Annotated in this window: 15 protein-coding genes; 3 read left to right on the top strand and 12 right to left on the bottom strand. The window is 63.9% G+C overall.

Annotated features, from left to right (window positions below; all coding sequences use genetic code 11):
• Window positions 1-55 precede the first annotated feature (55 nt).
• Genes virB11 through OY559_RS03320 form a run of 5 tightly spaced genes read right to left on the bottom strand, consistent with a single transcriptional unit; the run spans window position 56 to window position 4,413 of the window.
• On the bottom strand, window positions 56-1,108 hold the full coding sequence (gene virB11, locus OY559_RS03340) for a P-type DNA transfer ATPase VirB11 (protein WP_277729903.1): 1,053 nt from the start codon (window positions 1,106-1,108) through the stop codon (window positions 56-58).
• A complete protein-coding gene (locus OY559_RS03335; RefSeq protein WP_277728704.1) occupies window positions 1,105-2,310 on the bottom strand; it encodes a TrbI/VirB10 family protein in 1,206 nt (401 codons plus the stop codon). The genes virB11 and OY559_RS03335 overlap by 4 nt, the downstream gene beginning before the upstream one ends.
• A complete protein-coding gene (locus tag OY559_RS03330) occupies window positions 2,307-3,068 on the bottom strand; it encodes a TrbG/VirB9 family P-type conjugative transfer protein (protein ID WP_277728703.1) in 762 nt (253 codons plus the stop codon). The genes OY559_RS03335 and OY559_RS03330 overlap by 4 nt, the downstream gene beginning before the upstream one ends.
• Window positions 3,065-3,994: a VirB8 family type IV secretion system protein gene (locus OY559_RS03325; RefSeq protein WP_277728702.1), complete on the bottom strand. Its 930-nt coding sequence runs from the start codon at window positions 3,992-3,994 to the stop codon at window positions 3,065-3,067. The genes OY559_RS03330 and OY559_RS03325 overlap by 4 nt, the downstream gene beginning before the upstream one ends.
• A gap of 17 nt (window positions 3,995-4,011) precedes the next feature.
• Window positions 4,012-4,413 (bottom strand): hypothetical protein, encoded by a 402-nt coding sequence (locus OY559_RS03320; RefSeq protein WP_277728701.1) that lies wholly within the window; start codon window positions 4,411-4,413, stop codon window positions 4,012-4,014.
• 514 nt (window positions 4,414-4,927) lie between these two features.
• Here OY559_RS03320 and OY559_RS03315 point away from each other — a divergent pair.
• The 3 genes from OY559_RS03315 (at window position 4,928) to OY559_RS03305 (ending at window position 7,869) form a co-directional block, all read left to right on the top strand.
• The gene (locus OY559_RS03315) at window positions 4,928-5,689 is read left to right on the top strand and encodes a hypothetical protein (RefSeq protein WP_277728700.1); all 762 of its coding nucleotides are present in this window, start codon (window positions 4,928-4,930) and stop codon (window positions 5,687-5,689) included.
• A gap of 79 nt (window positions 5,690-5,768) precedes the next feature.
• A complete protein-coding gene (locus OY559_RS03310) occupies window positions 5,769-7,421 on the top strand; it encodes a type IV secretory system conjugative DNA transfer family protein (protein WP_277729902.1) in 1,653 nt (550 codons plus the stop codon).
• A 100-nt stretch (window positions 7,422-7,521) separates the two neighbouring features.
• Window positions 7,522-7,869, top strand: coding sequence for a hypothetical protein (locus tag OY559_RS03305; protein WP_277728699.1), 348 nt, complete (start codon window positions 7,522-7,524; stop codon window positions 7,867-7,869).
• A 15-nt stretch (window positions 7,870-7,884) separates the two neighbouring features.
• Here OY559_RS03305 and OY559_RS03300 read toward each other — a convergent pair whose 3' ends face one another.
• The 7 genes from OY559_RS03300 to trpE all read right to left on the bottom strand — a co-directional run bounded on the left by OY559_RS03300 (window position 7,885) and on the right by trpE (window position 13,770).
• Window positions 7,885-8,607 (bottom strand): haloacid dehalogenase-like hydrolase, encoded by a 723-nt coding sequence (locus tag OY559_RS03300; protein ID WP_277728698.1) that lies wholly within the window; start codon window positions 8,605-8,607, stop codon window positions 7,885-7,887.
• Entirely contained in the window at window positions 8,604-9,398 is a 795-nt protein-coding gene (gene trpC / locus OY559_RS03295) for an indole-3-glycerol phosphate synthase TrpC (protein WP_277728697.1), read from the bottom strand. Before trpC ends, OY559_RS03300 begins: the two co-directional genes overlap by 4 nt.
• 202 nt (window positions 9,399-9,600) lie before the next feature.
• Window positions 9,601-9,951, bottom strand: a complete 351-nt coding sequence (locus tag OY559_RS03290) for an antibiotic biosynthesis monooxygenase family protein (RefSeq protein WP_277728696.1) — start codon at window positions 9,949-9,951, stop codon at window positions 9,601-9,603.
• A 1-nt stretch (window position 9,952) separates the two neighbouring features.
• The gene (gene trpD, locus OY559_RS03285) at window positions 9,953-10,999 is read right to left on the bottom strand and encodes an anthranilate phosphoribosyltransferase (RefSeq protein ID WP_277728695.1); all 1,047 of its coding nucleotides are present in this window, start codon (window positions 10,997-10,999) and stop codon (window positions 9,953-9,955) included.
• Between the two features lie 65 nt (window positions 11,000-11,064).
• Window positions 11,065-11,643 carry an anthranilate synthase component II gene (locus tag OY559_RS03280; RefSeq protein ID WP_277728694.1) on the bottom strand — a complete coding sequence of 193 codons (579 nt, stop codon included), beginning with the start codon at window positions 11,641-11,643 and terminating at the stop codon, window positions 11,065-11,067.
• A 10-nt stretch (window positions 11,644-11,653) separates the two neighbouring features.
• Entirely contained in the window at window positions 11,654-12,295 is a 642-nt protein-coding gene (locus OY559_RS03275; RefSeq protein WP_277728693.1) for a hypothetical protein, read from the bottom strand.
• A gap of 2 nt (window positions 12,296-12,297) precedes the next feature.
• The gene (trpE, locus tag OY559_RS03270) at window positions 12,298-13,770 is read right to left on the bottom strand and encodes an anthranilate synthase component I (RefSeq protein ID WP_277728692.1); all 1,473 of its coding nucleotides are present in this window, start codon (window positions 13,768-13,770) and stop codon (window positions 12,298-12,300) included.
• Window positions 13,771-13,821 lie beyond the last annotated feature (51 nt).

Here is a 13,821-nt window from a genome sequence, read left to right as displayed (position 1 = left end):
CCTCCAATGCGGACATCAACGGGTTCGGGCGCAGTGAATCCATGCAGGGCTCCAGTCAGGAAAGCGCGCGGGCGGGATCAAAATCGATGCCGGTGATGTAGCGGCGCCCGGCGTGGGCCTTGATGTGCACGACGATGTCGATCGTCATCTTCAACAGACGCTTGATCACCTCGAACTCCAGGCCGGCACCTTCGGAAGACGCTTTCACCATCAGCGCCAGTTGATCCCATGTCTGCGCCGTGCTGCCCGCGTGACAACTGGTAATGGACCCGGGATGGCCGGAGGCGCAGTTCCGGATGAAATAGAACGACTCGTCGCCGCGCAGCTCCGCCAGGATGATGCGATCAGGCTTCATGCGCAGGCAGGCCTCCATGCAGTTCTTGGCAGTGACGTTGCTGGCGCTCTGCCCCCCCTTGGAGTAGAGCAGGTGCACGACATTCGGTTGCCGGATGAACAGTTCGCGCGCGTCCTCGATCGTCACCAACCGCTCCTGGTCGGGGATGTGGTTCACCAGCGATTTCATGAAGGTCGTCTTGCCGCTGCCGGTCGCGCCTGCCACGACGATGTTCTTGTGGTAGTGCACCGCCTTGCGGAAGAACTCGGCGTAGTTGCGGCTGCGCCGCAGTTCCAGCAGCTCCTGGTCGTGGTCGCCCAGCGATTGCTGCTGCTCCAGGATCTCGTCGAAGAAACCATCCTGCTCGTACTGCTCAAGGGTCTTGCTGAACTTTGCCGGCAGGCGGATGGTGATCGACACCTTGCCGGCATCGCAAGCCGGCGGAATCACGAACTGGGCGCGCTGGCCGGTCGGGAAGGTCAGCGACACCATCGGATCGATGTCCGTGATGCGCTGGCCCGTGTTGCTCTCGTTGACCACCGACGTGCAGAACTGCCGCGCCCGCTCGAACGTCAACGTCGGTACGTCGGCCTTCAGCCAGCCGGCGCGCGCCGTTTCGAGGTAGATCTCCCCCGGGCGATTGATGCAGATCTCGGTGACATCCGAGGAATGCATGTGCTCGCCGATCCCGAGCACCTGGTACTGGTAGTCCAGGAACTCGTTCGAAACGCGGGCGAGAGGTTCGTTCTGCGTGTCCATCGTGCCGCCTGTCAGCGCATCACTGCCGAGAAGTCGACATCACGGGCCACATAGACGTTGACGATGGTGCCCTGGTTGATCGTCACTGTCGGCGGGCGCGCCATGTTGCGGTCCAGCGCCATGTTGGCCAGGCGCTCCATGGTCCTGGCGGTATTGCTCTCGTAAGGGTTCTGGACAATGGCGCCGTTGACGATCGAGGTTTCCTGGGGACCATGCTTGGCGCCGGCGTACTTGAAGGCGTCACTCAGCATGCTGATCAGCAGCGCGGAAGAGATGCGCTGTGCCCAGTGCGCGGAATAATGGCCGGGATTTCCGGCGGCGCCCAGCATGTCGGTACCCGGGCTGCGCATGTTGACGTCCATGCCCGTGGGCGTGGTGATGCGGTCCCAGACGATGGCCGCGCGCTCGCCGATGATGGCATCGGAGTTGTAGCTGCCCATGACCTTCGAGCCACGCGGCAACAGCAGGCGCTTGCCGTTGACGGAGTACACCGGCTCGGTCACTACGCAGGACGTGTAGCCCGGGACGTCCGTGATGACGCGCGATTCGAGCACGCAGCGGATGTAGGTGCCACGGATCAGCAGGGTGTTGGGGTTGTAGAGCGGCTTGGCGCTGGTCACGTCTTCCGCTTTTACCGACGGAGTCGCCTCCGGCGCCGTACCAGCTTGCATCATTAGGCGCGCATATTCGTCGGGCGACATCACGCCAGCCATCGCCCCGGATTGGCCCGACGCTCCGCCGCCCATCCCTGATCCGTCCATGATGCGTCGGTCCCGCAGGGTCAACTCATTCGATCCTCCGATAGCGGGGCCCTGAAGGCTCAGACTACTTGGCGGGGGTGGTGAATCATCGATGACGGGCAATGGCGGCAGACTAGGCTCAGCGACCATGACAGGTTGCTCGGGCGGCAGCTCCGGCAGGTCCTTGGGTGCTGCTGGAATTACGACCTGTTCGCCAGGCAATTTCCTAGAGGCGTCACCATCGGGATCAGACACGACGCTACTGAATATCCAGAATGCAGCCAGCAGCAACAGCAACACGATACCACCCAGGAACAGCAGCGCCTTGCGGTTGAGCCGTTGCACATCGGCCGAGCGCAGGTAGGGGGCGCCGGCATCCAGGTCGGGATCAACCGCGGGACGCGCTGTCTGGTAAGGATTCTGCGGCGCCGGGCGTTCAGCGCCCATGTCCGGTTGGTCGTGCGGCGTCTGGTTCATCGTTCCGGGCTCCTGCGCAGGCCGACCACGTTGTCGCCGTGGCGGATGACCAAGTAGGGGTATGTCCCATGCACGACGATGGTGTCGTCCTGCACCGTCGAGTTGACGACGAACTCTTCACCCCCCTCGCTGTCCCGCGCGAACACCACGGGGAAATTGCCGCTGGGGAAGCGCGTGCGGTCCCCCATCCGGATGTACGTGAAACGGCGATCGTCATAGACCGTCGTCGGCACCAGCCACGTGGGCCCGCGCTTGCGCTGGGCGTAGTCGTAGTTGAAGTGATAGGCGCGGTCCGGCTCGACGTCGGTACTGAGCTCCGGCGCGACTTCCTGCGGCTTGTTGGTGGCACCGGCGAAGCTGGTGTCACCGGGGTAGGCGAACTTGATGCGATATTGCACGCCTGCCGCGCGCGCCTGGTCCAGCACGCGCCAGTCCGTGGCCACCACCTTGAGCTCGAAGATGTAGGAGTGGGCCGCCGTGCGTACCAGCAGGTTGGTATCCACGTCGACATTCTTCGGCTTCAGATAGAACACATTGCCGCGGCGGGTGATGTCCCATCCCCCGCTGAAGCCGGTGCTGAAGTCCAGGATCTCCTCGTGTGGAGAGAGCTCGATCTGGGTCGTGATGCCGAGGCCGGTACGCACCGGGTAGACCTTGTCCGGTGCGTAGGTGTACTCCTCGATCACCTGCGCCATCGCCGGCAATGTCGTGAGCAACAGGCCAATGACGGCCAAACGCAGCGCGTCCTTCCACCTCATCGTTGGGGCACTCCGGGTCCGGTCTGGGTTTCCGACTGCTCCGCAGGCTGCGGCACTGTCGATACGTCGTTCTCGCTGGGTGCGGCGACGGCTCCGTCGACCCCGGCGGTAGCAGGATCCGCGGCGGGTGCCACAACCGGCTGCGAAGGTGGCGCCGGCGCGGCGGGCGGCGCAGGAAACTCCCGCTCCGGTACGGTCGCCGCAGCGAAGTCGTCATCCACGCGATAGTTGGTGACGCGGAATCCAAGGGGATTCAGCAGCCGGTCCTCTTCGCCCAGGCGGAGGTCGGGGTTGTAGGTGAACTCCAGCGTCGCGATCCGGCTATCCAGCGGCTGTACCTGGCCACGTCCCTTGTCGTACAGGCTGCGCTGGAACCGCACCGTCGCACCCGTGGGCCGGGTACCCGCGCCACCCCCGATCAGGACGATGCTGAGGATCCGCGCGCGCACGGAACTGGACGCGCCATACAGGCGGAACGGACGCTCGGGGTTGCTCTCCGAATGCAGCGCGATGTACGCCGGTGCGACCGCGGGTCCCGCCATCGACAGTGTCGTGCGCCAGTTGCGCTGACCTATCAGACCGGAATCGTAGGACTCGCGGGCGAGGACGAACTGCGCCACATTGCTCTTGTTGATCGCTTCCTCGGTGGTGACGTCGCGATCCTGGAAATTCCCCGACAGCCGCGCCACGCTGGCCGTACCGGTATACGGGTCGGCCATCACCAGGTACGGCACTTTCTCCTTGAGCGGCAGGAACAGGAAGTATCCACCCGCCAGGATCAGCGACATCACGATGGCCGACCACGCCACCAGCCATGCGCGACGCTCGCTCTTGCGCGCACGCTCCGCCAGCGTCAACTCGAAACTGACGCCCTGCGCTACAGCGCGGTCGATATCAGGGGACGATGTCTTCTTCCTGGAGAACATACTTGCGGCCCGTAACCCTATTCGTCCATGGCCGCGGCCGGCGCGGGATCCGTTGCGACCTGCGAGGCCTGGCTCACGATGATCCGCGGGCGCTCGACCACTACCCGGACGCCTTGCGACGCATAGGCCGCGGACAGTTGCGCCGCCGCATCCTCGAGACTGCCCGTGCTGATCTGCGCCACGGGCGCGTACAGTGTGTAGTCATTCGGATGCAGGTACGCCAGCGTGAGGCGTGCATCCTTCGCCCAGCGACCGAGCATGCTCTTCAATGTTCCATCGACGGGCGACGCCTGGTACACGTAGCCCTGCTGCAGGGGAATGGCCTGCGGCGCTTCCGCGAAGCGGTTGACGGGCCTCCAGCGGCCACCTATATCCGCCGCCCTGGGTGCGGCGCATCCAGCCACAATCAAAGGCACCATCAACATCGACGACAACATCACACCGCGAATAACGACGTTCCGGCTCACGCATCCACCATCCTGCAATCGTCGGCAACACACACCCGATGCGCGCTCCCTGGGGAGTGCGTCACGGCACTGATGAATGTCTCCGGGTGGCAAAGCGCGCCACAACGCGCCCGGGGCCGCAGATCTTCCGCGGTCGTCGCCGTGCACGGAACATGCGCCCGTGCATTACCCCCTGTAATGGCATCCATGCTCTTCCGCTCCTTTGGTCTTCATGCACGCGTTGATGCGCGTTGCACATCAGATCCGGTACTGCATCACGACCTTCGCGCCGAACATAGCCACGAGATTTTGTGTCGTCAACCAACATTGGAAGTAAATCTGTTTACAGAAATCACATTGACCATATGTCGATGAGCGTAAAGCCCATAAAACAAGCCATTTATTGCAGGACGATGAAGTCGAAGATATTTGTTCGATCACGAATGTGAAGATGCGCGTTAAAGGTTCGATCTGGTCACAGAGTCACGTGAAGCGCATCTTCACCGCGATGAATGAGTGTGACTTTCACATTTCCAGCCGTCTTCGTGCGCATACGTCACACGAACTACATGAGCACTCACACCCGCTTGAAACACGGATGCGTATCGCGTCATTCTTCCGCCGTGATATGCGACGGGATGCAGGGAGCATTATGGAATCGGCGAAGATGGAAGAATTCATTGCCAACGCGGCACTGCTGGCAGCGCACCTCACGCAACAATGCGAAAAAGCCTCCGCCGCACAGCATGCGTCCGCTCAGGAACTGCAGGGTTCCGCCATCGTCGTGAGGAACACCATCGAGGAAGGCAAACGCGAGATGTCGGAGCAGGCACGCATTGCGGTACGCGACGCCCTGTCGCAGGAAATTCCGCGTGCCACGCAGGATATCGGCGACACCGCTACCCGCCTGAAGCAGGTCGCCGACCATCTGCAGCGAGAACAGGCGGCGCTATCCCGGCGCGTAGGCTTCCTGGGATGGAAGTCGTTGGGGATCCTGTCTGCGGGCTGCCTTCTGCTCGTCGCCGGCACCGGTTACGCAGCCTGGCACAACATCGGCCGCGCCGAGCGCGCGCATGTGGATGCCGAGGTGCTCGAAGCGCTGCAACAGGTGACCATCACATCTTGCGGCGGCACGCCCTGCCTGAAGCTTCAGGAAGGACTGCCACGCTGGAAGAAGAACGATCAGTACGTGTTGATCGACACCGGGGAAAGCCGGATGGATGGCAAGCATGAGGACGGCGGCCGCTGAGGCACGCCACGAAGCAGGCAATCGCGTCCAACTGTCATGACGCGGTTTCAAAGGGGGATGTTTGGGCAATGTTCGCGTTCTGACCGCACTGGTCCTGGCGGTACTGGCCGCCACGGCGGCGGTCTATCTTTCCGGCTACCTGGCGCTGCTGTTCCTCGGCATGGACGGCGACCTGCTGCGCTTCGGTACCTATTTCGACTATCTGAAGCATCTCGACCACCCCCGCGTGCAGCCTTACGCATGGCGGATCAAGGCAGCGGGCGGCATCGGCGGCGGATTGATGCTGCTGGCATGGGCAGCACTGGTGGTGATGCTGTTCAAGCTGCGCAGCCATCGCAACCTGCATGGCCGCGCCCGTTTCGCCGGCATGGTCGACGTGGCGAGGAAAGGCTTCCTCGGAAACCGGGACGACGGCATCGTTGTCGGCCAGTTGAACGGCAAGCTGCTGAGGCTTCCGGGACAGCAGTTCGTGATCCTCGCGGCGCCCACCCGTTCGGGCAAGGGTGTCGGCGTAGTGATCCCCAACCTGCTGGACTATCGCGAGTCGGCCGTGGTGCTGGACATCAAGCAGGAAAACTTCGACCTGACCTCCGGCTGGCGACAGTCGATCGGCCATGAGGTGTACCTGTTCAATCCGTTCGCGGAGGACAGGCGCACGCATCGCTGGAATCCGATGACGTATGTCTCGCCGGATCCCGCGTTCCGGGTATCGGACCTGCAGAGCATCGCGGCGATGCTCTACCCCGATGCCGACGACAAGGACAAGTTCTGGGTCAGCCAGGCGCGCAATGCGTTCCTGGCCTTCTCGCTGTATCTGTTCGAACGGCACGACCATGACCGCAGCGCGGAGCCGCCGACGCTGGGCGCCGTGCTGCGCCTGGCCTCGGGAGACGGCGGCGAACTCAAACCCTACCTGCAGAAGCTGGTACAGGCGCCCTTCCTCAGCAGCCACGCGCAGACCGCGTTCGCTGGATTGCTCTCACAGGCCGACGTCACCTTCGCCTCCATCATCGGCTCGTTCCGCGAGCCACTGAATCCCTGGCTCAATCCTGTGCTTGACGCCGCCACCAGCGCCGATGATTTCCGCCTCGACGATGTGCGCAGGCGCCGGATGACGATCTATGTCGGCATCCAACCCAACAAGCTGGCGGAGAGCCGGCTCATCGTGAACCTGTTCTTCAGCCAACTGATCAACGTCAACACGAAGGTGTTGCCCCAGAACGATGCTTCGCTCAAGCACCAGTGCCTGCTGCTGATGGATGAGTTCACCGCGATAGGCAAGGTGGACATCATCGCTAAGGCGGTCGCGTACATGGCGGGCTACAACCTTCGCCTGCTGCCGATCATCCAGTCGATGGCGCAGCTGGATGCCGTCTACGGTAAAGAGGTCTCGCGCACCATCATCACCAATCACGCGCTGCAAATCATCTATGCGCCGCGCGAACAACAGGACGCGAACGACTACTCGGAGATGCTCGGCTACACCACCATCCGGCGGCGTGCTCGCACGCGCTCGCATGGCCAGGGGCGCAACGTATCCGACAACGAGGTGCTGGAGAAGCGCGCCCTGATGCTGCCACAGGAACTCAAGGCGATGGGACCGGAAAAGGAGATCGTGCTGTACGAAGGCCTCGCCCACCCCATCCTGTGCCGCAAGGTGCGCTACTACCAGGACAGCTATTTCACCAGGCGGCTGATGTCGAAGGTCGACGTCGAGCCCCTACGGCTCTGAGCGTCCGCAGGCGGTGGCAGGCCAGGAAGGCCGCGGTAGAATCCCGCGACCCGACCCGGCCGAGATGACACCCATGCAATGCCCCAAGTGCCAAGGCACGATGGAACTGATCACCATCCCCCAAGCCAACGTCCATCGCTGCACGCAGTGCAAGGGCCTGTGGTTCGAAATGGTGGATCACGAGACGCTGAAGGACCGCGCGGAAGAGATCGACATCGGCGATCCGGCGCAGGGGGAGCAGTACAATCGGATCGACCGGATCACCTGCCCCGCCTGCATCGGCGAACGCCCATTGATCCGCATGGTCGATCCGCTGCAGCCGCATATCTGGTTCGAGAGCTGCAAGGGTTGCTACGGCCGCTTCTACGATGCAGGCGAATACCAGGACTTCGCCGAAATCGAGTTCGCCGACCTGATCAAGGACTGGAAGGCACCCGAACGGATCTGACCCGGCATCCGCGGGTCAGGTTGCCACAGCACCACCACGGTCCTTGCAACCCCAGTTGAGGATGGGGGTCCCCGGCGGCAGCACGCGGCGGAACATCGCCACGCGCGCGGGCTTCGGGTTCACCACCACCGGGGCACGCGCGGCTTTCAGCAGCGGGAGGTCGGCACTGCTGTCCGAATACGCGACGGCAACCTCGCCATAGCCGCGCTCGCGCAGCATGCGCATCTTCTCTTCGTTGTGGCAGTGGCGCGTGGCCACTACCGCGCCCAGGCGCGGGCCGACGGCGGTGCCGATGACCGGCACGCCCTCGTGGGCGACGAAACTCAGGATCGCCCGCGCCAGTTCCGGCGGCGCGCCGGTGGCCACCACCACGTTGTCGCCACGGGCACGGTGGTCGCGGAACACCTCGAGGGCATGCGGCAGCAGCCTTTGCTGCACGTCATCGCGATGACCCGCCACGTATTGGTCGATCAATGCATCGAAGCTGCGCCGACCGTGCAGGCCGAACGTACCGATCCAGATGTAGCCGGAGATCCCGCGCCGTCGCGTGGGCAGGAACGCCACCATCGGCCCCAGTACGACGGATGCGGCCAGCGCAACGATTGCGCGCAGCGGATTGCGCTGGATCAGCCATTTGACCAGATGGCCACCGGAATCGCCGTCGTACAACGTGTGATCGAAATCGAAAACGACGACCGGGGCGTCCGGGCGTGGCAGCGGATAGGAAGCGTCGGTCATGCCGCGAAGAATAGCTGACGCAGCGCCTCACCCGGCTCCTCGGCGCGCATGAACGTCTCGCCCACCAGGAACGCATTGACACCGGCTGCACGCATCGTGGCCACATCGTCCGGCACCAGGATGCCGCTTTCGGTCACCAGCAGGCGGTCCTTCGGCACCGCATCCTTCATCGCCAGCGTCGTTTGCAGCGATACTTCGAACGTGCGCAGGTTGCGGTTGTTGATGCCCACCAGCGGCACGGGCACCTGCAGGGCACGCTCCAGTTCGTCGATGTCGTGCACTTCCACCAGCACATCCATGCCCAGCTGCATGGCCAGGCCGGACAGGTCGACCAGTTGCCCGTCGTCCAGTGCCGCCACGATCAGCAGGATGCAGTCGGCACCCAGTACGCGCGCCTCGTACACCTGATAGGGGTCGACCGTGAAGTCCTTGCGCAGCACGGGCAGCGTGCACGCCTCGCGCGCCTGCTTCAGGTAGTCGTCGGCGCCCTGGAAGAAGTCGACGTCGGTCAGCACCGACAGGCAGGCCGCGCCTCCGAATTCATAGCTGACCGCGATGTCGGCCGGACGGAAGTCCGGACGGATCACGCCCTTGGACGGGCTGGCCTTCTTCACCTCGGCGATCACCGCCGGATCGCCCTGCGCGATCATCGCGTTCAGCGCGTCGGCGAAGCCGCGCGTCGGCGGCGCATCGGCGATGCGCGCGCGCAGGTCGGCCAACGATACGCGGGCGCTGCGCTCGGCGATCTCGTCCGCCTTGCGGGCGAGGATGGTGGTGAGGATGTCGCTCATTGATTTTCTGGTCCGGTCCCGTGGCAGCGCACGGCAAGTTGCATTGTCGCATCCATGCCGCGTCATGTAAGAGGTGCTTCAGCTCCAACCGGATTCACTACGACGGCCACCCGGCAGCCGGCCGTTCCCCATACGGTCGTGCTGCGGCGCATTCGGCATTTTGGGGGAGGAAAGGCTGTCGCGGCGCGGGCTGAAGCCCCTCCTACACACCTTCCGCCCGGTCCCACCCGTACGCCCGCTCGACCTTGGCCACGCGCAGCTCGAAGTGGTCGTACCAGTCCCGCCGCCCCTGCTCGCGCGCCGCGGTGTGTTCGGCGTGCTGCCGCCAGGCGTGGATGGCCGCCTCGCTGTCCCAGTAGGCGACGGTGATGCCGAAACCGTCCGCGCCGCGCGTGGACTCCACGCCGAGGAAGCCGGGTTGCTGCTGCGCCAGTTCGACCATGCGCTCGGCCATGGCGCCGTAGCCGGCCTCATCTTGGCTATTGCGCAGCGATGAGAAGATCACCGCGTAATACGGCGGTTTGGGCAGGCTGGCGAATCCGCTGGCGGCCATGTCATGCCTCCGTGTGCGGCAGGCCCAGGGCCTGCGTGGTCGCGACGAACTGGTGCAGGCGCTCCAACGCCTTGCCGCTGGCGATGGCATCCCGTGAACGGACGATGCCGTCCTCGATGCTCTCCGCCACGCCGGCCACGTACAGCGCCGCACCCGCGTTCAGCACCACGATCTCGCGGGCGGGACCGGGCTTGTTGTCCAGCACGCCCAGCAACATCGCCTTCGATTCCGCGGCGTCGGCCACGCGCAGGTTGCGGCTGGCGGCCATCGCGATGCCGAAGTCTTCCGGGTGGAGTTCGTATTCCCGCACTTCGCCGTCGCGCAACTCGCCGACCAGCGTGCCAGCGCCCAGGGACAGTTCATCCATGCCGTCGCGACCCCAGACCACCAGTGCGCGCTCGGCCCCCAGCTCCTGCAGCACGCGTGCCTGGATGCCGACAAGGTCCGGATGGAAGACCCCCATCAGGATGCTGGGCGCGCCCGCAGGATTGGTCAGCGGTCCCAGGATGTTGAAGATGGTGCGCACGCCCATTTCGCGCCGCACCGGTGCCACGACTTTCATCGCGGGATGGTGCACCGGCGCGAACATGAAGCCGATGCCGGCTCTCGCGATGGACTGCGCCACCTGCTCCGGCTGCAGTTCGATGTCGACGCCCAGCGCTTCCAGCACGTCGGCGCTGCCCGACTTCGACGACACGCTGCGGTTGCCATGCTTGGCGATGCGCGCACCGGCGGCGGCCGCGACGAACATCGAGCAGGTGGAGATGTTGAACGTATGCGAGCCATCGCCGCCGGTTCCGACGATGTCGACAAGATGCGTCCGGTCGGCGACATCCACGGTGCGCGAGAACTCGCGCATCACCGTGGCGGCGCCGGCGATCTCGCCGACGGTTTCCTTCTTCACGCGCAAGCCGGTCAGGATGGCGGCGGTCATGGTCGGCGACACGTCGCCGCGCATGATCTGGCGCATGAGGTCGACCATCTCGTCGTGGAAGATTTCGCGATGCTCGATGGTGCGCTGCAGGGCTTCTTGAGGTGTCAGTGGCATGGGGGCTCCGTAGGGTGGGCCCTGGCCCACCGGCATGGCGATGGCGGGCCCGGGCCCGCCCTACATCATCGTTCGAGGAAGTTCTTCAGCAGGGCATGCCCATGCTCGGTCAGGATCGACTCGGGGTGGAACTGCACGCCTTCCACGGGGTACTTGCGGTGGCGCAGGCCCATGATCTCCTCGATGCTGCCGTCGTCGTTCTCGGTCCACGCGGTGATTTCCAGCGCATCCGGCAAGCTGCCGCGCTCCACCACCAGCGAGTGGTAGCGCGTGGCCTCGTAGGCGTCCGGCAGACCGGCGAACACGCCCTTGCCTTCATGGCGGATGCGCGAGGTCTTGCCGTGCATGATGCGGCCCGCGCGGATGACGTTGCCTCCATAGGCCTGGCCGATGCTCTGGTGACCGAGGCAGACACCGAGGATGGGTGTGTTCGCACCCAGCCGCTCGATGATCTCCAGCGAGACTCCGGCTTCGTTCGGCGTGCAGGGGCCGGGCGAAATGACGATGCGCTCGGGCGCGAGCTTCGCGATCTCGTCGACCGTCATCGCATCGTTGCGCACCACCTTCACCTCGGCACCCAGAGATTGCAGGTACTGCACGAGGTTGTAGGTGAAGCTGTCGTAGTTGTCGATCATCAAAAGCATAGAGAATCCTTCAACCTTTCATCATCGCCGTGGACGACGCCAGGGTTTCGATCACTTCGTGCGCAATCTGCCTCATGCAGGCAGGCACAGGGTTCGGCATCGGCGTGGGGTCGCCCCCATTAATGGAAAACACCCAACCCAGCGCGTTGGCCCGGCTTAGGCTGAAGTACTCGGACTCCAACCCAGCGTCGACATGCGCCCCTCCATCCGTATCCGCGACACTGAGCACCAAATCCCTGCGCGAAAAATCCTTTACTTTGGGGATTCGAACAACAGGGTGACCCCACCAGTCAGAGAATACAGTCTTCTTAAAACCCGCTTCCGGTACAAATCCAGAGATGCAACGAGGGACGAAACTGACGTCGCCCGTATCAAACCTCATCGATACCAGCAATGATTGCGGCGCGAGATTACTCGCACTGATTGGACCAGCTGTATCGATGTAGCGCAGCCCAGACCGTAGCTGGAGTTGTTCAAGCAGAGACCTTTGTCTTTTCGTCTCATGTAGAAGAACTCTCAGCGACGTTGACATCGGCTTTGCCATCGAAGTCTTTCCTTGATCGAAAGCCGCCGAGTATTCAGAAAGAAGTTCAATCTGCTCCGACAATGCAGCCTGCAGCTCCGACCTACTTTTCTTAATACGACCAGTCAAGTTCACAACCCCTTCGCCGCTTCCGCCACCGCGCGAAACAGCGCGCGGCCCTTGTTCATCGTCTCGTCCCACTCCTTCTCGGGATCGGAGTCGTAGACGATGCCGGCGCCGGCCTGCACGTGCAGGCGGCCATCCTTGATGACGGCGGTGCGGATGGCGATGGCGGTGTCGGCATCGCCGTGCCAGCCGATGTAGCCGATGCTGCCGGCGTAGACGTTGCGCTTGATCGGCTCGAGTTCGCGGATCACTTCCAGCGCGCGGATCTTGGGCGCGCCACTGACCGTGCCGGCCGGGAACGTCGCGCGCAGCACATCGGCGTAGCTGAGGCCCGGCAACAGCTTGCCGGTGACCTCGCTGACGATGTGCATGACGTGGCTGTAGCGTTCGATGACGAACTGCTCGCCCACCTGCACCGTTCCCGCTTCCGACACGCGACCGGTGTCGTTGCGGCCCAGGTCGATCAGCATCAGGTGCTCGGCGCGCTCCTTGGGGTCGGCCAGCAACTCGGCTTCCAGCGCGAGATCCTCCTCGTGCGTCTTCCCGCGCGGACGCGTGCCGGCGATGGGCCGCACGGTGACTTCGCCCTGTTCCAATCTCACCAGGATTTCCGGCGAGGAACCCACCACCTGCACGTCGCCGACATCGAGGAAGTACATGTAGGGCGACGGGTTCAGCGCACGCAGGGCGCGGTAGACATCCACCGGCCGCGCATTGAATGGCACGCTCAGGCGCTGGCTCAGCACCACCTGGAAGATGTCGCCGGCGCGGATGTATTCCTTGGATTTTTCCACCGCAGCGATGAAACCGTCGTGGGTGAAGCCGGACACGAAGTGGCTTTCATCCAGCACGTCGCGGGTGATCGGCGTGGGATACGAGCCGGGCTGCCGGAGCTTGGTGGTCAGCGCATCCAGCCGTGCCTGCGCGGCGTCCCATGCGCCCGCCTCGCGTGGATCGGCGTGCACGATCAGATAGAGACGGCCCTTGAGGTTGTCGAAGACCGCGACTTCTTCCGACAGCATCAGCAGGATGTCGGGGGTGTCGAGTTCGTCGGGCTTGTCGCCCGTCGCCAGTCGAGGCTCGATGTAGCCGATGCACTCGAATCCGAACCAGCCCACCAGTCCGCCGGTGAACCCGGGCAGGCCTTCCAGTTTGGGTACCGCATAGGCGGCGCGCAGCGCTTCGACTTCGGCGAAGGGATCGTCCACATCGCGCGCCTCGACCAGCTGGCCATGATCGCGGATTTCCAGGCGATGGCCGTGGAAGGTGACCACGCGCCGCACCGGCAGACCGATGATGGAATAGCGGCCGAAGCGTTCGCCGCCCTCCACCGATTCGAACAGGTAGGTGTGCGGCGCGTCGGCGAGTTTCAGGTAGACCGAGAGCGGCGTGTCCAGGTCGGACAGCACTTCACGGACGACGGGGATGCGGTTGAAACCTTCAGCAGCGTACTGCTGGAACTGGTCGTGCGAGATCAAGCGGGCTTTCCTTCCGGGACGCGGTGGCGGTATGGGCGACGGCTACGGGCC

Origin of the sequence: Pseudoxanthomonas sp. SE1 (assembly GCF_029542205.1) — a bacterium.
In the GTDB taxonomy this organism is placed as follows: Bacteria; Pseudomonadota; Gammaproteobacteria; order Xanthomonadales; family Xanthomonadaceae; genus Pseudoxanthomonas_A.
Note: the sequence above shows the minus strand (reverse complement) of the source record. Positions and strands in the feature narration are given on the sequence as shown.

Bases quoted from the DNA above. Each gene is read 5' to 3' on its own strand.
- OY559_RS03290 (WP_277728696.1), bottom strand. From the start codon at position 9,951: ATGGCCGCCAGCGGATTCGCCAGCCTGCCCAAACCGCCGTATTACGCG.
- OY559_RS03300 (WP_277728698.1), bottom strand. From the start codon at position 8,607: ATGACCGACGCTTCCTATCCGCTGCCACGCCCGGACGCCCCGGTCGTC.
- OY559_RS03320 (WP_277728701.1), bottom strand. From the start codon at position 4,413: ATGGTGCCTTTGATTGTGGCTGGATGCGCCGCACCCAGGGCGGCGGAT.
- OY559_RS03280 (WP_277728694.1), bottom strand. From the start codon at position 11,643: ATGCTTTTGATGATCGACAACTACGACAGCTTCACCTACAACCTCGTG.
- OY559_RS03325 (WP_277728702.1), bottom strand. From the start codon at position 3,994: ATGTTCTCCAGGAAGAAGACATCGTCCCCTGATATCGACCGCGCTGTA.
- trpC (WP_277728697.1), bottom strand. From the start codon at position 9,398: ATGAGCGACATCCTCACCACCATCCTCGCCCGCAAGGCGGACGAGATC.
- OY559_RS03305 (WP_277728699.1), top strand. From the start codon at position 7,522: ATGGAACTGATCACCATCCCCCAAGCCAACGTCCATCGCTGCACGCAG.
- OY559_RS03335 (WP_277728704.1), bottom strand. From the start codon at position 2,310: ATGAACCAGACGCCGCACGACCAACCGGACATGGGCGCTGAACGCCCG.
- OY559_RS03330 (WP_277728703.1), bottom strand. From the start codon at position 3,068: ATGAGGTGGAAGGACGCGCTGCGTTTGGCCGTCATTGGCCTGTTGCTC.
- trpD (WP_277728695.1), bottom strand. From the start codon at position 10,999: ATGCCACTGACACCTCAAGAAGCCCTGCAGCGCACCATCGAGCATCGC.